The organism is Streptomyces sp. NPDC058650 (assembly GCF_042717315.1).
Classification (GTDB): domain Bacteria; phylum Actinomycetota; class Actinomycetes; order Streptomycetales; family Streptomycetaceae; genus Streptomyces.
On the sequence record NZ_JBHXRL010000003.1, the window covers coordinates 153146 to 169539 of the forward strand.

Annotated in this window: 13 protein-coding genes; 6 read left to right on the forward strand and 7 right to left on the reverse strand. The window is 72.2% G+C overall.

Annotated elements, in window-relative coordinates; genetic code table 11:
* Positions 1-71: 71 nt before the first annotated feature.
* Positions 72-1445 (forward strand): cytochrome P450, encoded by a 1374-nt coding sequence (locus ACFWWU_RS06840; RefSeq protein ID WP_384139993.1) that lies wholly within the window; start codon positions 72-74, stop codon positions 1443-1445.
* Between the two features lie 97 nt (positions 1446-1542).
* Here the strand turns inward: ACFWWU_RS06840 and ACFWWU_RS06845 are convergent, their stop codons facing one another.
* Complete coding sequence (locus ACFWWU_RS06845) at positions 1543-2025, reverse strand: glutathione peroxidase (RefSeq protein ID WP_384139996.1); 483 nt, start codon at positions 2023-2025, stop codon at positions 1543-1545.
* 36 nt (positions 2026-2061) lie between these two features.
* Between ACFWWU_RS06845 and ACFWWU_RS06850 the strand changes: the two genes are divergently transcribed.
* Together ACFWWU_RS06850 and ACFWWU_RS06855 are read left to right on the forward strand one after the other, a co-directional pair.
* Entirely contained in the window at positions 2062-2286 is a 225-nt protein-coding gene (locus tag ACFWWU_RS06850; protein WP_384139999.1) for a DUF6011 domain-containing protein, read from the forward strand.
* 110 nt (positions 2287-2396) lie between these two features.
* Positions 2397-3467, forward strand: a complete 1071-nt coding sequence (locus tag ACFWWU_RS06855) for an RNA ligase (ATP) (protein WP_384140002.1) — start codon at positions 2397-2399, stop codon at positions 3465-3467.
* 10 nt (positions 3468-3477) lie between these two features.
* Here the strand turns inward: ACFWWU_RS06855 and ACFWWU_RS06860 are convergent, their stop codons facing one another.
* Complete coding sequence (locus ACFWWU_RS06860) at positions 3478-4341, reverse strand: acyl-CoA thioesterase II (RefSeq protein WP_317593577.1); 864 nt, start codon at positions 4339-4341, stop codon at positions 3478-3480.
* A gap of 14 nt (positions 4342-4355) precedes the next feature.
* Positions 4356-6869: a DEAD/DEAH box helicase gene (locus tag ACFWWU_RS06865; protein ID WP_384140005.1), complete on the reverse strand. Its 2514-nt coding sequence runs from the start codon at positions 6867-6869 to the stop codon at positions 4356-4358.
* Positions 6870-7003: 134 nt separating this feature from the next.
* Between ACFWWU_RS06865 and ACFWWU_RS06870 the strand changes: the two genes are divergently transcribed.
* Entirely contained in the window at positions 7004-7795 is a 792-nt protein-coding gene (locus ACFWWU_RS06870) for a metal-dependent hydrolase (RefSeq protein WP_384140008.1), read from the forward strand.
* Between the two features lie 34 nt (positions 7796-7829).
* Here the strand turns inward: ACFWWU_RS06870 and ACFWWU_RS06875 are convergent, their stop codons facing one another.
* Positions 7830-8576 (reverse strand): TetR/AcrR family transcriptional regulator, encoded by a 747-nt coding sequence (locus ACFWWU_RS06875; protein ID WP_384140011.1) that lies wholly within the window; start codon positions 8574-8576, stop codon positions 7830-7832.
* A gap of 118 nt (positions 8577-8694) precedes the next feature.
* Between ACFWWU_RS06875 and ACFWWU_RS06880 the strand changes: the two genes are divergently transcribed.
* Positions 8695-9402 carry an NAD(P)-dependent oxidoreductase gene (locus tag ACFWWU_RS06880; RefSeq protein ID WP_384140014.1) on the forward strand — a complete coding sequence of 236 codons (708 nt, stop codon included), beginning with the start codon at positions 8695-8697 and terminating at the stop codon, positions 9400-9402.
* A gap of 51 nt (positions 9403-9453) precedes the next feature.
* Here ACFWWU_RS06880 and ACFWWU_RS06885 read toward each other — a convergent pair whose 3' ends face one another.
* Positions 9454-11235, reverse strand: coding sequence for an ABC transporter ATP-binding protein (locus tag ACFWWU_RS06885; RefSeq protein ID WP_384140017.1), 1782 nt, complete (start codon positions 11233-11235; stop codon positions 9454-9456).
* Entirely contained in the window at positions 11232-13064 is a 1833-nt protein-coding gene (locus ACFWWU_RS06890) for an ABC transporter transmembrane domain-containing protein (RefSeq protein WP_384140020.1), read from the reverse strand. Before ACFWWU_RS06890 ends, ACFWWU_RS06885 begins: the two co-directional genes overlap by 4 nt.
* 191 nt (positions 13065-13255) lie before the next feature.
* Here ACFWWU_RS06890 and ACFWWU_RS06895 point away from each other — a divergent pair, with 191 nt between their 5' ends.
* Positions 13256-14872, forward strand: a complete 1617-nt coding sequence (locus ACFWWU_RS06895; RefSeq protein ID WP_384140023.1) for a peptide-N4-asparagine amidase — start codon at positions 13256-13258, stop codon at positions 14870-14872.
* Positions 14873-14920: 48 nt separating this feature from the next.
* Here ACFWWU_RS06895 and ACFWWU_RS06900 read toward each other — a convergent pair whose 3' ends face one another.
* Positions 14921-16360, reverse strand: a complete 1440-nt coding sequence (locus ACFWWU_RS06900; RefSeq protein WP_384140025.1) for a Gfo/Idh/MocA family protein — start codon at positions 16358-16360, stop codon at positions 14921-14923.
* Positions 16361-16394 lie beyond the last annotated feature (34 nt).

Genomic DNA, 16394 nt, shown 5'->3' on the forward strand with positions numbered 1-16394 from the left:
TCCGCCCCTACTTGTGGGTTACTTCCTGGGGGAGAATCACCCCGCCGGTGACGATCAAGGGGGAACCGATCATGGCCACCACCACCCGGGCCGAAGCGCCCGAACTCGCGGGACTGCCGCTGCTCGGCTCCATGTTCGACCTGAAGAACGACTCGCTGGGCACGTTCCTGCGCGCCCAGCGCGAGCTCGGCGACGTCGTCCGGATATCCGCCGGCCCGCCCGGGATCCGAGCCACGGTCTACGGCGTCTTCTCCGCCGAGGGCGCGCAGCAGGTCCTCGCCGGCGAATCGGCCAACTTCCGCAAGGACAACGCCTTCTACCAGGAGGTACGCGAGTCCTTCGGCAACGGTCTGCTCACCAGCCAGGACGAGGACTACCTCCGCCAGCGCCGGCTCGTCCAGCCCCTCTTCACCAAGCGCCGCGTCGACGGCTACGCCGAGGCCATCGCCGCCGAGGTCACCGCCCTCATGGACGAGTGGCACGGGGACGCGCCCTTCACCGTCGACGTCCTCAAGGAGATGACTCGGCTCGCGCTCCGTGCCGTCGCCCGCATCCTCTTCGGCACCGACGTCGACGCGGCCGTCGAGGTCGTCGAGCGCTGCTTCCCCGAGGTCGGCGCCTATGTGCTCCGTCGCGGCTTCTCCCCGCTCAACACGCCCCGCACCTGGCCCACCCCCGGTAACCGCCGGGCCGCCGCCGTCCACGAGGCGCTGTACGAGGTCTGCGACCGGATCATCGCCGAGCGCCGGGAGTCCGGCCGCGCCCCCGGTGACGGACAGGACCTCCTCACGCTCCTCGCCGAGACGGAGAGCACCGAGCACGGAAGTTTCAGTGCCGCCGAACTGCGTGAGCAGGTCCTCGTCTTCCTCGTCGCGGGCCACGAGACGACCGCGACGTCCCTCGGCTTCGCCCTCCACCTCCTCGCCCGTCACCCGGAGGCCCAGAAGCGGGCACACGAGGAGGTCGACCGGGTGCTCGCCGGCCGCACCCCCGGCGCCGCCGACCTGGACTCCCTGCCGTACGTCACGCAGGTCCTCAAGGAGGCCATGCGGCTCTTCCCGGCCGCGGCCGTCATCGGCCGCCGCGCCGTCGCCGCCACCGAGATCGACGGCATCACCATCCCGGCCGGCGCGGACGTCATCGTCGCCCCCTGGGTCACCCACCGCCACCCGGCCTACTGGGAGGACCCGGAGCGCTTCGACCCCGACCGCTTCACGCCCGAGGCGGAGGCCGCCCGCCCCCGGTACGCCTGGTTCCCCTTCGGCGGCGGACCCCGCGCCTGCATCGGCCAGCACTTCTCGATGCTGGAGTCGGTGGTCGCCCTGGCGATGCTCCTCCAGAAGTACGCGTTCGAGGCCGTCGACGCCGAGGTCCCGGTCGCCGCCGCGATCACGCTCCAGGCGGCGGGTCCGGCCCGCTGCCGGCTCCGTCCCCGTACTCCCTGAACACGCCACGGCCCCCGGACACCGTCACCCGACGGCACCGGGGGCCACGCCCGCGTCAGACGAGCCGCGTCAGACGAGCCGCGTCAGACGAGCCGCGTCAGACGAGCTGCGCCTCGATCGCGGAGACGACCTCCGCGGCCTCCGGCTCGGTGCGCGGACGGAAGCGCGTGACCCCGCCGTCCTTGCCGACGAGGAACTTCTCGAAGTTCCACTGGACGTCACCGGCCTCGCCCTCGGCGTCCGCGACCTTGGTCAGCTCCGTGTAGAGCGGGTGGCGCCCGTCGCCGTTGACGTCCGCCTTCTCCAGGAGCGGAAAGGACACCCCGTACGTCGCCGAACAGAAGGTCTGGATCTCGTCCGCGCTGCCCGGCTCCTGGCCCGCGAACTGGTTGCAGGGCACGCCGAGCACGGTGAAGCCACGCTCCCCGTACGCCTTCTGCAGCCGCTCAAGACCCGCGTACTGCGGGGTCAGACCGCACTTCGACGCCACGTTCACGACGAGGACCGCGCGGTCCCGGTAGTCGGCGAGGGAGACGGGCTCCCCGGTCAGGGTCTTCAGGGGGATGTCGTACAGGCTCATGAACCGCTCCTGGTCGAAATGGGGTTTGATCTCACCATGGGTGACGAACGACTGGCAATCGCGATCGATTCCGCACCGGAGGAGGCGCCCCGGCGGGTGTGCTGCCGGCTCTGCGGCCGCCCCCTGACCGGCGCCGACTCCCGCCGCACGGGCCTCGGCCCGACCTGCGACGCCAAACTCCACCCGCCGGGCCCCGACATCCGCTCCCGTCGCCACGAGGTCGTCCAGGACACCCTCCCGGGCATCGACGACGGACCGTAGCCAAAGGAACCCGGGGACGCTACCAGGCGGCAAATCGATCGCCCAGGGAAATTCGGGTCGGCACAGTGATCGTCGATGAGAACGCATCCCGAGCCGACCGGAGTACCGACATGTCGACCTTGCGCGTCACCGCCGAAGTCCTGACCGTCCATCCCCACCCCAACGCCGACGCCCTGGAACTCGCCCAGGTCGGCCTCTACCGGGCCGTCGTCGCCAAGGGCGCCTACCGGACCGGCGACACGGCCCTCTACATACCGGAGCAGGCGATCCTGCCCACCGCCCTCGTCGACGAGCTCGGACTGACGGGCCGCCTGGCCGGCAAACGGTCCGACCGGGTCAAGGCCGTACGCCTGCGCGGCGAGCTGTCGCAGGGCATCGTCTGCCGCCCCGGCGCGCTCGCGGACACCGACCTGGACCGGGCCGCCGCCGAACGCACCGACTTCGCGGAGACGCTCGGCATCACCAAATGGGTCCCACCGGTCCCGACCACCATGAACGGGGACGTCGAGTCCGCCCCCGACCTGCTGCCCTGGGTCGACATCGAGAACCTCCAGCGCTACCCGGACGTCTTCGAGCCCGGCGAGCCCGTCGTCCTGACGGAGAAGCTCCACGGCACGGCCTGCCTGCTGACCTGGCACGCCCAGGACGGGCGCGTCCAGGTCTCCTCCAAGGGGTACGGGGCGAAGGGCCTCGCCCTCCAGGAGGACCCGCGCAACCTGTACTGGCGCGCCGTCCACGCGCACGGACTGCCCGCCGTCGCGGAGCGGCTCGCCGCGCGCCTCGGCGCCCGCCGCGTCGGGTTCTTCGGCGAGGTGTACGGCGCCGGGGTCCAGGACCTCGTGTACGGCGCCGACGGCCGATCCGAGACCGTCGGCTACGCGCTCTTCGACGTCTCGGCCGAGATCGGCGGCCAGGTCCACTGGCTGAACCCGGCCGAGGTCCTCGCACCCGGCGAGGTGCCGCTCGTCCCGTGCCTCTACACCGGCCCGTACGACCTGGACACGGTCCTCGCGCACGCCGACGGCCGGGAGACCGTCTCCGGGCGCGAGACGCATCTGCGGGAGGGCGTCGTCATCCGTCCCGCCACCGAGCGGTACAGCCCGGTCGTCGGTGGCCGGGCGATCGCCAAGGCGGTCAGCCCGGCCTACCTGACCAGGAAGGGCGGCACGGAGTACGAGTGACCGGACCCGATCAGAGCTTCCTGAACAGGCCCTCCTGGACCACCGACACCAGCAGCCGCCCCTCGCGGTCGTAGATCCGGCCCCGCGCGAGCCCCCGGCCGCCGGTCGCGATCGGCGACTCCTGGTCGTACAGGAACCACTCGTCCGCCCGGAACGGCCGGTGGAACCACATCGCGTGGTCCAGCGACGCCATGTCGAAGCCGCGCGGACCCCACAGGGGCTCCACGGGGATCCTGACCGCGTCCAGGAGCGTCATGTCCGAGGCGTACGTCAGCGCGCAGGTGTGGACCAGCGGGTCGTCGCCCAGCGGCCCCACGGCCCGCATCCACACCGCGCTGCGCGGGTCCGCGCCCGTGACCTCGTCCTTCGTCCAGCGCAGCCGGTCCACGTACCGGATGTCGAAGGGCTGCCGGCGGGCCATCCGCTCCAGCGCCTCCGGCAGAGCGCCCAGGTGCTGCCGGATCTCGTCGGCGAGGTTCGGCAGGCTCTCCGGGTCGGTCAGGTGCCGTGGCGGCAGCTGATGCTCGAAGGCGCCGTCCTCCGGCTTGTGGAAGGAGGCCGTCAGATTGAAGATCGTCCGCCCTTCCTGGACCGCCGTGACCCGGCGGGTCGTGAACGACCGGCCGTCCCGCACCCGCTCCACCTGGTACACGATCGGCACCCCGGGCCGGCCCGGACGCAGGAAGTAGGCGTGCAGCGAGTGCACCGGCCGGTCGCCCTCGGTGGTCCGGCCGGCCGCCACCAGGGCCTGCCCGGCGACCTGCCCGCCGAAGACCCGTTGCAGCGACTCCTGCGGGCTCCGCCCACGGAAGATGTTGACCTCGATCCGCTCCAGATCGAGCAGATCGACGAGCCTCTCGGCGGGGTTGGTCACGACAGGTCTCTCCTCTACAGCTGGCCGACGGACGTCACGCGGACCACCGCGCGGCCCTCCTCGTCGGAGGCCGCGAGATCCACCTCCGCGCTGACGCCCCAGTCATGGTCGCCGTTCGGGTCGGCGAAGGTCTGCCGGACGCGCCACAGGCCGTGCGCCGCGTCCTCCTCGATGGCGAGGAGCTTCGGGCCGCGCGCGTCCGGACCCGTACCGAGGTCGTCGTACTCGTCCCAGTACGCGTCCATCGCGTCGCCCCACGCGTCCGCGTCCCAGCCGGACGCCGCGTCGAGCTCGCCCAGCGCGTCCACGTTGTCGAGGGCCGCCAGCTCCACCCGGCGGAACATCGCGTTGCGCACGAGGACCCGGAAGGCGCGGGCGTTCGCCGTGACCGGCTTGACCTGGTCGGCCTTCTCCTGGGCCTCCTCGGCCGTCTGGACCTCCGGGTTGGCCAGCTGCTCCCACTCGTCGAGCAGCGAGGAGTCCACCTGCCGCACCATCTCGCCGAGCCAGGCGATCAGGTCCTCGAGGTCCTCGGTCTTCAGATCGTCCGGGATGGTGTGGTCGAGCGCCTTGTACGCGCTCGCGAGGTACCGAAGCACGATGCCCTCGGTCCGCGCCAGCTCGTACCAGGACGTGAACTCGGTGAACGTCATGGCGCGTTCGTACATGTCACGGATGACCGACTTCGGCGACACCGGGTGGTCGCCGACCCACGGGTGGGACTTCCGGTAGACGTCGTACGCGTGCCAGAGCAGCTCCTCCAGCGGCTTCGGGTACGAGATCTCCTGAAGGCGCTCCATCCGCTCCTCGTACTCGACGCCGTCGCGCTTCATCTGCCCGACGGCCTCGCCGCGCGCCTTGTTCTGCATCGCGGCGAGGATCTGGCGCGGGTCGTCGAGCGTCGACTCCACCACCGACACCATGTCGAGGGCGTACGACGGGGACTCCGGGTCCAGCAGGTCGAAGGCGGCCAGCGCGAACGTCGACAGCGGCTGGTTGAGGGCGAAGTCCTGCTGGAGGTCGACGGTCAGCCGGATCGTGCGGCCCTCGGCGTCCGGCGTGTCCAGCTGCTCCACCACCCCGCCGTCGAGCAGCGAGCGGTAGATCGCGATCGCCCGGCGGATGTGCCGCAGCTGCGCCTTGCGCGGCTCGTGGTTGTCCTCCAGGAGCTTGCGCATCGCGTCGAAGGCGTTGCCCGGCCGGGCGATCACCGAGAGCAGCATGATGTTGGTGACCTTGAAGCGCGAGGTCAGCGGCTCGGGCTCGGAGCCGATCAGCTTCTCGAAGGTGGTGTCGCTCCAGGCGACGAAGCCCTCCGGAGCCTTCTTGCGGACGACCTTGCGGCGCTTCTTCGGGTCGTCGCCGGCCTTCGCGAGCGCCTTCTCGTTCTCGATGACGTGCTCGGGCGCCTGCGCGACGACGTATCCGGCGGTGTCGAACCCGGCGCGGCCGGCGCGGCCCGCGATCTGGTGGAACTCACGGGCCCGCAGGGTGCGCACCCGGGTCCCGTCGTACTTGGTCAGCGCCGTGAACAGCACCGTACGGATCGGCACGTTGACGCCGACGCCCAGCGTGTCCGTCCCGCAGATCACCTTCAGCAGACCGGCCTGGGCCAGCTTCTCGACGAGCCGCCGGTACTTGGGCAGCATGCCGGCGTGGTGGACGCCGATGCCGTGGCGGACGTACCGCGAGAGGTTCTGTCCGAACTTGGTGGTGAAGCGGAAGTTGCCGATCAGCTCGGCGATCCTGTCCTTCTCCTCGCGCGTGCACATGTTGATGCTCATGAGCGACTGCGCCCGCTCGACGGCCTGCGCCTGCGTGAAGTGGACGATGTAGACGGGGGCCTGCTTGGTCTCCAGGAGCTCCGTCAGGGTGTCCGTGATCGGTGTGAGCTCGTACGTGTACGAGAGCGGTACCGGCCGGGTCGCCGAGCGGACCACCGAGGTCGGCCGTCCGGTCCGCCGGGTCAGGTCCTTCTCGAACATCGACACGTCGCCGAGCGTCGCCGACATGAGGACGAACTGCGCCTGCGGCAGTTCGAGGATCGGGATCTGCCAGGCCCAGCCGCGATCCGCCTCGGCGTAGAAGTGGAACTCGTCCATGACGACCTGGCCGATGTCGGCGTACTTGCCGTCGCGCAGCGCGATCGAGGCGAGGACCTCGGCCGTGCAGCAGATGATCGGCGCGTCCGCGTTCACGGAGGCGTCGCCCGTGAGCATGCCGACGTTCTCCGTGCCGAAGAGCTTGCACAGGTCGAAGAACTTCTCCGACACCAGCGCCTTGATCGGCGCCGTGTAGAAGGTGACCTGGTCGTTCGCGAGGGCCGTGAAGTGCGCCCCCGCCGCGACCAGCGACTTCCCCGAGCCGGTCGGGGTCGACAGGACCACGTTCGCCCCGGACACCACCTCGATCAGCGCCTCCTCCTGGGCCGGGTAGAGCGTGATGCCCTGGCCCTCGGCCCATGAGGAGAAGGCCTCGAAGAGGGCGTCGGGGTCGGCGGTCGGCGGAAGCTGATCGATAAGGGTCACGCCCCCCATCTTGCCTGGATTCCGCTCGGATGAGGGAACCGGCCGGAGGCCTTCTTGATCACGGACGGTAGGCTCGTCCGTCGACCGGTCGTCAACTGAGCGCCGGCGTACGAGAAACGGGGCGGCAGCACACCATGATGGGACCGGCGCACTCACTGTCCGGAGCGGCCGCCTGGCTGGGTGTGGGAGCGGCCGCCGCCGCTTTCGACCGCCCGATGCCGTGGCCCGTTCTCCTCGTCGGGGCCCTCATCTGCGCGGGCGCCGCCCTCGCCCCCGACCTCGACCACAAGTCGGCGACGATCTCCCGCGCCTTCGGGCCGGTCTCCAAGGGCCTGTGCGAGATCGTCGACAAGCTCTCGTACGCCGTCTACAAGGCCACCCGCTCGTCCGCCGACCCGCGCAGGTCGGGCGGGCACCGGACGCTCACCCACACCTGGCTCTGGGCCGTCCTGATCGGCGCGGGCGCCTCGGTCGCGGCGGTCACCGGCGGCCGGTGGGCGGTCCTGGCCATCCTCTTCGTCCACCTGGTCCTCGCCGTGGAAGGCCTGCTGTGGCGGGCCGCCCGGATGTCCAGTGACGTCCTGGTCTGGCTGCTCGGCGCGACCAGCGCCTGGATCCTCGCGGGCGTGCTCGACAAGCCCGGCAACGGCGCGGACTGGTTCTTCACCGGCCCCGGCCAGGAGTACCTGTGGCTCGGCCTGCCGATCGTCCTCGGCGCCCTCGTCCACGACATCGGCGACGCGCTGACGGTCTCGGGCTGCCCCGTCCTGTGGCCCATTCCGGTGGGCCGGAAGCGCTGGTACCCGATCGGCCCGCCGAAGGCGATGCGCTTCCGGGCCGGCAGCTGGGTCGAGCTCAAGGTCCTCATGCCCGCCTTCATGCTGCTCGGCGGGGTCGGCGGAGCGTCGGCGCTCGGCTTCCTCTAGGAGCCGGTTCCTCCAGGAGCCGGTCCGGAGCCGGTCAGGCGTCGGTCCGGGGGACGCCCAGTGTCCGTACGAGCTGGGTCAGTTCCTCCTGGAAGAGCTTGTCCGGGCTCGCGGTCTGGCGGCGCAGATGCCCGTAGACCTCCAGGGTCACCAGGCCGTGCAGACGCCCCCAGAGACGCAGGGCCAGCGCGATGGCGGCGGGCGGCAGCTCGGGGAACGCCGGCCGTACCTTGTCGAGGAGTCCGGCGTCGAAGTCGGACCAGGTGAACGCGGAGTCCCGGTACTGGGGTTCGGCGTACGGCCAGGCCGCCGCCGCGAGCCCGGCGAGGCCGGTGCACACCCGGCGGGCCGCGTCCGGGGCGGGTCCGCCCTCCGGGGCCCGGTAGCCGGGCACGGGGTCGCCGTAGACGAGCCGGAACCCCTCGGGATTGACCAGGGCCCAGTCACGGAAGGCCCGGGACCAGGCCAGGATCCGGGCGGCCGGGTCCCCGGCGGGGGCGGTCGCCCAGGCCGCGTCCACGGCATCGGCCAGCGCGGAGTACACGTCGTCGATGAGCGTGGTGACCAGGTCGTCGCGGGTGGCGAAGTAGCCGTAGATCGCGTTGGCCGTCATGCCCATCTCGCGGGCGATGGCCCGCAGGGTGATCGCGTCGGGCCCGCCGGAGGCCATCAGCCGCAGGGCCGTGTCCTTGATCTCCGCCGTCGTCTCGGCCCGTAGCCGCTCACGGCGTCCCCGGCCGGCCCGAGGCGCCCCTGTCCGTGCTTCCGAAGTCCCGGTCATCCGCGAAGCCTACCGCTCCACTGAGGGGCGTAGGAAAACTGCACGCCGTGAACTTCACGGCGTATAGTTTTCGCACGGCGTCACGTGAGCGCCGTGGACGTGATCACAGGGGAGAGTCATGCGCATCGGAGTCATCGGAGCCACCGGCACCATCGGCAGCCGCGTCGTCGCGGAGGCCCTGGACCGCGGGCACCACATCAGGGCCTTCGGCCGCGACACCACCGAGGCGGCGGCCGGTGAGACCCGCGAGAACGTCACCTGGGCGAGCCTCGACGTCCTCGACCCCGACGCCATCGCCGCCGTCCTGCCCGGGCTCGACGTCCTGATCAGCGCCTTCCAGCCCGGCAACGCCGCCCGCGACCTCACCGACACCGTGCGGCGCTCCATCGCCGACGCCACCGTCTACGCCACCGCGGCCCGCGCCCTGCTCAAGGCCCTGGAGACCCACCCCAGGACCCGGCTGATCGTCATCGGCGGCGCCGGCAGCCTGGAGATCGAGCCCGGACTGGTACTCGCCGACGCGGAGGAGCGACTCCACGAGACCCTCGACTCCGTCAGGTTGCCCCGCGCCTACGCGGCGGCGGTACGCGGCCACCGGGACGCCCTGAACGTGCTGCGCACCTCGAACCGCCGGTGGACCTACTTCAGCCCCGCCGAGGACATCGCGCCCGGCGAGCGCACCGGCCGCTTCCGCATCGGCGAGGACCAGCCGGTCCGGGACGCCGAGGGGCGCAGCCGCGTCTCGGCGGAGGACGCCGCCGTGGCGCTCGTCGACGAGGCGGAGCTGCCCCGCTTCGTCCAGCGCCGGTTCACCATCGGCTACTGAACCGCCGAGGGGGTGGGGGCGCGCCGGCCCGGCGCGCCCCCACCGCGCGGATCAGCCGTGCCAGGACCGCCACAGCGCCGCGTACGCCCCGTCGGCCGCCACCAGCTCGTCGTGGCTGCCGAGCTCGCTGATCCGGCCGGCCTCCACCACCGCGATCAGGTCGGCGTCGTGCGCGGTGTGCAGCCGGTGCGCGATGGCCACGACCGTACGCCCGTCGAGCACGCGGGCGAGGGACCGCTCCAGGTGCCGGGCCGCCCTCGGGTCGAGCAGCGAGGTCGCCTCGTCCAGGACCAGCGTGTGCGGGTCCGCGAGGACGAGCCGGGCGAGCGCGACCTGCTGCGCCTGTGCCGGCGTGAGCGAACGGCCGCCCGAGCCGACCTCGGTGTCCAGGCCCTCGTCGAGGCCCCGGGCCCACCCCTCCGCGTCCACCGCGGAGAGGGCCTCCCACAGTTCGCCGTCGGCGGCGCCGGTCCGGGCGAGCAGCAGATTGTCCCGGAGCGAGCCGACGAAGACGTGGTGCTCCTGATTGACCAGGGCCACGTGCTCGCGGACCCGCTCGGCGGGCATCCGCGCCAGCTCGGCGGCGCCGAGGGTGACCGAGCCCGTCCGCGGGGCGTAGATGCCCGCGAGCAGCCGGCCGAGCGTGGACTTGCCCGCGCCCGACGGGCCCACCAGGGCGAGCCGGGTGCCCGGCGCCACCTTCAGCGACACCTCGTGCAGCACGTCGACGCCCTCGCGGTAGCCGAACCGGACCTCGTCCGCGCGGACGTCGCGCCCGTCCGGCCGTACCGCGTGGTCACCCGCGGCCGGTTCGATGTCCCGGACGCCGACGAGCCGGCCCAGCGAGACCTGCGCGACCTGGAGCTCGTCGTACCAGCGGAGGACGATCCCGATCGGGTCCACCAGCATCTGGGCGAGCAGCGCGCCCGTCGTCAGCTGGCCCACGTCGATCCAGCCCTGGAAGACGAAGACCCCGCCGAGGAGGAGGACGCCGCACAGCACCGTCGTGTGCGTGAGCGTGACGACCGGGAAGAGCACCGACCGCAGGAAGAGCGTGTACCTCTCCCACGCGACCCACTCGGTGACGCGCCGGTCGGAGAGGGCGATCCGCCGTGCGCCGAGGCGGTGCGACTCCACGGTGCGGCCCGCGTCGACCGTCTCGGCCAGCGCGGCGGCCACCGCCGCGTACCCCGCGGACTCCGAGCGGTACGCGGAGGGCGCCCGCTTGAAGTACCACCGGCAGCCCACGATGAGGACCGGCGCCGCGAGCAGGGCCGCGAGCGCGAGCGGGGGCGCGGTCACCGCGAGCCCGCCGAGCAGCAGACCCACCCAGACGACACCGATGGCCAGCTGGGGCACGGCCTCGCGCATCGCGTTGGCGAGCCGGTCGATGTCCGTGGTGATGCGGGAGAGCAGATCGCCCGTCCCGGCCCGTTCGAGGACGCCGGGCGGCAGGCCCACGGAACGGACGAGGAAGTCCTCGCGCAGATCGGCGAGCATCTCCTCGCCGAGCATCGCCCCGCGCAGCCGGACGAGCCGCACGAAGACCGTCTGGACGAGCAGGGCGACCGCGAACAGCGCGACCGTCCGCTCCAGATGGAGGTCGCGGGCCCCGGTGCTCAGCTCGTCCACCACGGAACCGAGGAGGTACGGGCCGACCATCGAGGCGATCACGGCGACCGCGTTCACCCCGATGAGCAGCGCGAACGCCCTGCGGTGGCGGCGCAACAGCTCCCGCACGTAGATCCGTACGGTCGCGCCGGCCGCGACGGGCAGCGTCGTCGCCGTCGTGGGGGCCGCCGGGTCGTACTCCGGTGGCGCCAGGCCGATCATGCCGTTTCCCCTTCCAGTGCTTCGAGTTCGTCCGTGTCGATGTCGTGCAGGCGGCCGCTCGCCCCGGCGAGCTCCTCGTCCGTCTCGCGGGTGACGACCGCGCGGTAGCGCGGCTCGACGGCGAGGAGTTCGCGGTGGGTGCCGACGGCGACCGCCTGGCCCTCGTGGATCAGGACGACCCGGTCGGCGCGGTCCAGGAGCAGCGGCGAGGAGGCGAGGACCACGGTGGTCCCGCCTTCGCGCAGCCGGGCGATCCCGTCCGCCACCCGGGACTCCGTGTGCGAGTCGACCGCCGAGGTGGGCTCGTCGAGGACGAGCACCTCCGGGTCCGTCACCAGCGAGCGCGCGAGCGCGAGCCGCTGGCGCTGGCCGCCGGAGAGCGACCGGCCCCGCTCGGTGATCCGGGTCCGCATCGGGTCCCCGTCGGTGTCGACGGAGGCCTGGGCGAGCGCGTCGAGGACGTCGCCGCACTGGGCGGCGGCGAGCGCGTCCTCGGCCCGGACCGCGCCCGACGAGGGCACGTCGAGGAGTTCCCGGAGGGTGCCCGAGAGCAGGACCGGGTCCTTGTCCTGGACGAGGACGGCCGCACGGGCGTCCGCGAGCGGCAGCTCGTCCAGCGGGACCCCGCCGAGCAGGACCGAGGTGTGGGCCCGCTCCTCGGTGTCCTCGTCGGCCGGGTGGCCGCCGAGCCGGTCCGCGAGCCGTCCGGCCAGGTCCGGGTCGCCGCAGACGACGGCGGTGAACCGGCCGGCCGGGGCGAGCAGCCCGGTCAGCGGGTCGTACAGATCGCCGGTCGCCTTGCGCTCCTCGCCCTCGGCGTCGGTGGTGCTCGTGGTGCGGGTCAGCGCGAGGACGCGGGCCGCCCGCTTCGCCGACGGCCGGGAGAAGGAGAAGGCCATCGCGATCTCTTCGAAGTTCCGCATCGGATGATGCGTGAGGGCCACGGCGCCGTAGACGGTGATGAGTTCACCGACCGTGATCCGCCCGTCGAGCGCGAGCCGCGCGCCGTACGCCACCACGACGATGAGCAGGATGCCGGGCAGGAGGACCTGGATCGCGGCGATCAGCGCCCACATCCGCGCGCTGTGCACGGCGGCCTTGCGGACCTCCTGGGACGCGGCGCGGTAGCGGCCGAGGAACAGCTCCTCGCCGCCGATGCCGCGCAGGACGCGGAGCCCGGCGACGGTGTCGGAGGCCAGCTCCGTCGCCTTGCCCGCCTTCTCGCGCTGGACGTCCGCCCGGCGGGTCGCGCGGGGGAGGAGCGGCAGCACGGCGAGGGCGAGGACGGGGACGCCGATGGCGACGACGACGCCCAGGTCGGGCTGGTAGACGACGAGGGCCACGCAGACGATCAGCAGGGAGAGGGCCGCGGCGGCGAACCGGGACAGCGCCTCGACGAACCATCCAATTTTTTCGACGTCGCCCGTGGAAACGGATACGACCTCGCCCGCGGCGACCCGCCGGGTCAGCACCGACCCCAGCTCGGCGGTCTTGCGGGAGAGGAGCTGCTGGACCCGGGCGGCGGCGGTGATCCAGTTGGTGACGGCGACCCGGTGCAGCATCGTGTCGCCGACCGCGATCGCGAGCCCGAAGGCCACGAGCAGGCCACCGGCGAGGCCGAGCCGCCCGCCGTCACGGTCCACGACCGCCTGTACGGCGACGCCGACGCCGAGCGGCAGCCCGGCGATGCCCAGCTGGAGGAGCAGCCCCCAGAGGAGGGCCTTCACCTGCCCGCCGAGCTGGTTGCGGCCGAGCCAGAGGAGGAACCGGGTGCCCGAGCGGACGTCGGGGACCCCTGGGTCGGCGTAGGGAAGATCTCGAATCTGCATGGCGTCCCAGGGTCTCCGGGTCTGTCTGGTGGATCGCGCGCCGGGGGTGCGACGGCGGAGGGGAAACCGTGCAAGGTTCGCTTTTTCCCCGTGGCGCGGCAATCGATTTTCCCCCTGAGGGGACAGATCGCGCCATGTCCGCTCATCGTCCTCTGGACCGAGCCGTGGTGACCGCGCTTCACTTCCGCCCCATGAGATCACTCAAGATCATGAGCATGCTCAGCGGGTTGGTCCTCGCCGCCGGAGCGCTGCTCACCGCCCACCCGGCCGCCGCCGACGGTCCGAACGGCCCGACGCCCCCTGCCGAGTTCACCAGCGACTGGCACGACCCGGTCACCGCCGCCCCGCCCGTCGAGACACCCGGCACCCGCAGCTGCGAGGTCACCCTCGCCGCCGCCCAGTTCCGCGACTTCACCCCGTACCAGGGCGGATACACCCCGCCGAAGGAGTGCGGCACCCGCTGGAACAAGGTCGTCCTCCGCCTCGAAGGAAGCGTCAAGGGCCGTCAGTACGACCGCCTCGGCTACGTCACCGTCGGAGGCGTGGAGATCCTCCGCACCTCCACGCCCCAGCCCTCACCCGACGGCATCACCTGGTCCGTCGAGAAGGACGTCACGCGCTACCGCGACACCCTCAGCCGCCCGCAGCCCGTCGAGATGCTCATCGGCAATGTCGTGAACGAGACGTACACCGGCGTCCTCGACGTCCGGGTCACCCTCACCTTCCACACCGCCGAGGGCCGCGTGAAACCCGCCGCCGGAACCCCCGACCGGGTGATCCCCCTCACCGGCTCCACCCTCACCACCCCGCGCAACACCGAACGGCTGCTCGCCGAGGTGTACGCCACCGGCTCCGGCGGCGGCTGCGAGGAGTACTGGTACCTCTCCGTCCCCGACACGGCCCCGTACTCCTGCCGGGCGACCGACGGCCCGCACCGCGAGGTCCGCGTCTCCGTGGACGGCCGGCTCGCGGGCATCGCGGCTCCCTTCCCCACGGTCTGGACCGGCGGCTGGTCCAATCCATTCCTCTGGTACGTCACCCCCGGCCCGCGCGCCTTCGACGTCCAGCCGATCGTCTACGACCTCACGCCCTTCGCCGCCGTCCTGAACGACGGCCGCGCCCACCGCGTGGAGGTCTCGGTCGCCGGCGTCCCGGCCGGCCTGAGCGGCTGGTCGGTCCCCACCAACATGCTGCTCTGGCAGGACGAGGGCAGCCGCGTCGTCACCGGCGGGCTCGACCGGCACGAGGAGAGCGCCCCGCGCAACTCCTCCGTGTACACGGCGGCTTCCGGAACCGTCCCGCACACCGTCGACACCGGCGCCGGGCACCGGCTCACCGTCGCCGGGCACCTGAACACCTCGCACGGCAGGGTCGCCACCACCGTCGACCGGACCGTCGGCCACACCTCCGCCCACCGCTGGGGCGAGGGCGAGAACCCGGACGCCTTCACCGCGCGCTGGACGGACGACGAGACCGTGACCAGCGGCCGGACCGTCACCCGCGTCCACCGCGGGTACACCATGGACGGCGAGACGACGATCGGCGCGGGCGACCGGCTGCGGACGGTCCTCACGCTCGGGGACCGCGCCGACACCGTCGTCCTGCGCGACGGCCGGCGCCTCTCCTGGTCGCGCCTGGACGACACGTACACCGGGGACGCGACCTACACCACCGGTGTCCCGCGCGACCAGCGGCACGCGGTCGGCACCACGACCGAGCGCTACCGGCTGTACGGCTCCGCGGGATGCTGGGACCGGACCCTGACGACGGTTCAGGGGACGCTCACCGAGGACCGGCGGCGCTGCTGAACACGACGGTGCCCGGCCCCCGCGTACGGGGACCGGGCACCGTGCAGCTCAGGAGGGCTTGGCCGAGTCCACGCCCGAGCGGGCCTTGCGCCACTCGCCGCGCGTGAAGTCGGGGATCTCCTGGGGCGCGCCCTTCGCCTTGATCGAGGCGTGGCTCAGCGGCACCGGAGCCGTCCACGTGGCGGCGTCGTACACGTCGAAGTCCGGCACGAGCCCCAGCCGCACGCACTGCATCAGCCGGTAGATCATGATGTAGTCCATGCCGCCGTGGCCGCCGGGCGGGTTGGCGTGTTCCTTCCAGAGCCAGTGGTCGAACTCGGCGGCGTAGGACGAGAAGTCGGCCCACTGGTCGTTCGTGTGGTCCGGCTCCAGGTAGATCCGGGCCGGGTAGTCCTCGAAGACGCCCCTCGTCCCGCCCAGGCTGTTGATCCGGCTGTACGGGTGCGGGGTGGAGACGTCGTGCTCCAGTCGGATCACCCGGCCCTTGGCCGTCTGGACCATGCTGATCGTCCGGTCGCTCTCGATGTACGTCTCCTTCCAGCTCGGGTCGCCGGGCGGCATGTGCTCCGCGCGGTACTCGGCCAGGCCGAGCGCCGGGGTGCCGAAGCTGCTGATGCTCACCACCCGGTCGCCCCGGTTGACGTCCATGTAGTTGGCGACGGGACCGAAACCGTGGTTCGGGTAGAGGTCGCCGCGCAGCTTCGTGTGCCACAGCCGGCGCCACGGACCCTCGTAGTACGTCGGCGAGAACATCAGGCCGCGAAGGTCGTGGTTGTACGCCCCCGCGCCGTGCAGCAGTTGGCCGAACTTGCCGGCGTGCGCCATGCGCAGGACCCGCATCTCGTTCCGCCCGTAGCAGCAGTTCTCCAGCTGCATGCAGTGGCGACGGGTCTGCTCGGACAGGTCGACCAGTTCCCAGAGCTCGTCGAGCCGCATCGCGATCGGACACTCGACGCCGACGTGCTTGCCGTTCAGCATCGCCGCCCGGGCCATCGGGAAGTGGGCGTCCCAGGGCGTGGCCACGTACACGAAGTCGAGGTCGGAGCGGGCGCAGAGGTTCTCGTAGTCGTCCTCGCCGTGGGTGTACACGGCGGGGGTGGGCTGCCCGGCGGCGACGACCTTGGCGGCGGCCCGCTCGGCCTTCTCCCGCACGGGGTCGCAGACGGCCACCACCCGCACCCAGGGGAGCGCGAGGAAGAGACCGATCATGCCGTTGCCCCGGTTGCCGAGGCCGATGATCCCGACACGGACCGTGGAACGGCCCTCGAAGGCGACCCCGGCCATGGTCGCTCCGCGCCGCCTCGGCGCGGCCGGTGTCGCCGTCTCCGCCGCAGTCTCGGTCGCCGTGGACGTCGTCGCGGCGGATCCGGTGGCGGCCTGGGCGGTCGGGGCGCCGACGGCGGCGATGCCGAGACCCGCGCCGGCCGCGCCGGCGGTGGTCTTGAGGACCTTCCGGCGGCTCGGGGTAGGCGGTACCTGCTCTTTCATGGAACCTCCAGGAGCTGTGTGCACGGCTGTTTCA

Excerpts from the sequence above, each read along its gene's own strand:
- ACFWWU_RS06900 (WP_384140025.1), bottom strand. The coding sequence starts at position 16,360 with ATGAAAGAGCAGGTACCGCCTACCCCGAGCCGCCGGAAGGTCCTCAAG.
- ACFWWU_RS06870 (WP_384140008.1), top strand. The coding sequence starts at position 7,004 with ATGATGGGACCGGCGCACTCACTGTCCGGAGCGGCCGCCTGGCTGGGT.
- ACFWWU_RS06875 (WP_384140011.1), bottom strand. The coding sequence starts at position 8,576 with ATGACCGGGACTTCGGAAGCACGGACAGGGGCGCCTCGGGCCGGCCGG.
- ACFWWU_RS06845 (WP_384139996.1), bottom strand. The coding sequence starts at position 2,025 with ATGAGCCTGTACGACATCCCCCTGAAGACCCTGACCGGGGAGCCCGTC.
- ACFWWU_RS06885 (WP_384140017.1), bottom strand. The coding sequence starts at position 11,235 with ATGATCGGCCTGGCGCCACCGGAGTACGACCCGGCGGCCCCCACGACG.
- ACFWWU_RS06840 (WP_384139993.1), top strand. The coding sequence starts at position 72 with ATGGCCACCACCACCCGGGCCGAAGCGCCCGAACTCGCGGGACTGCCG.
- ACFWWU_RS06855 (WP_384140002.1), top strand. The coding sequence starts at position 2,397 with ATGTCGACCTTGCGCGTCACCGCCGAAGTCCTGACCGTCCATCCCCAC.
- ACFWWU_RS06890 (WP_384140020.1), bottom strand. The coding sequence starts at position 13,064 with ATGCAGATTCGAGATCTTCCCTACGCCGACCCAGGGGTCCCCGACGTC.
- ACFWWU_RS06895 (WP_384140023.1), top strand. The coding sequence starts at position 13,256 with ATGAGATCACTCAAGATCATGAGCATGCTCAGCGGGTTGGTCCTCGCC.
- ACFWWU_RS06850 (WP_384139999.1), top strand. The coding sequence starts at position 2,062 with ATGGGTGACGAACGACTGGCAATCGCGATCGATTCCGCACCGGAGGAG.
- ACFWWU_RS06880 (WP_384140014.1), top strand. The coding sequence starts at position 8,695 with ATGCGCATCGGAGTCATCGGAGCCACCGGCACCATCGGCAGCCGCGTC.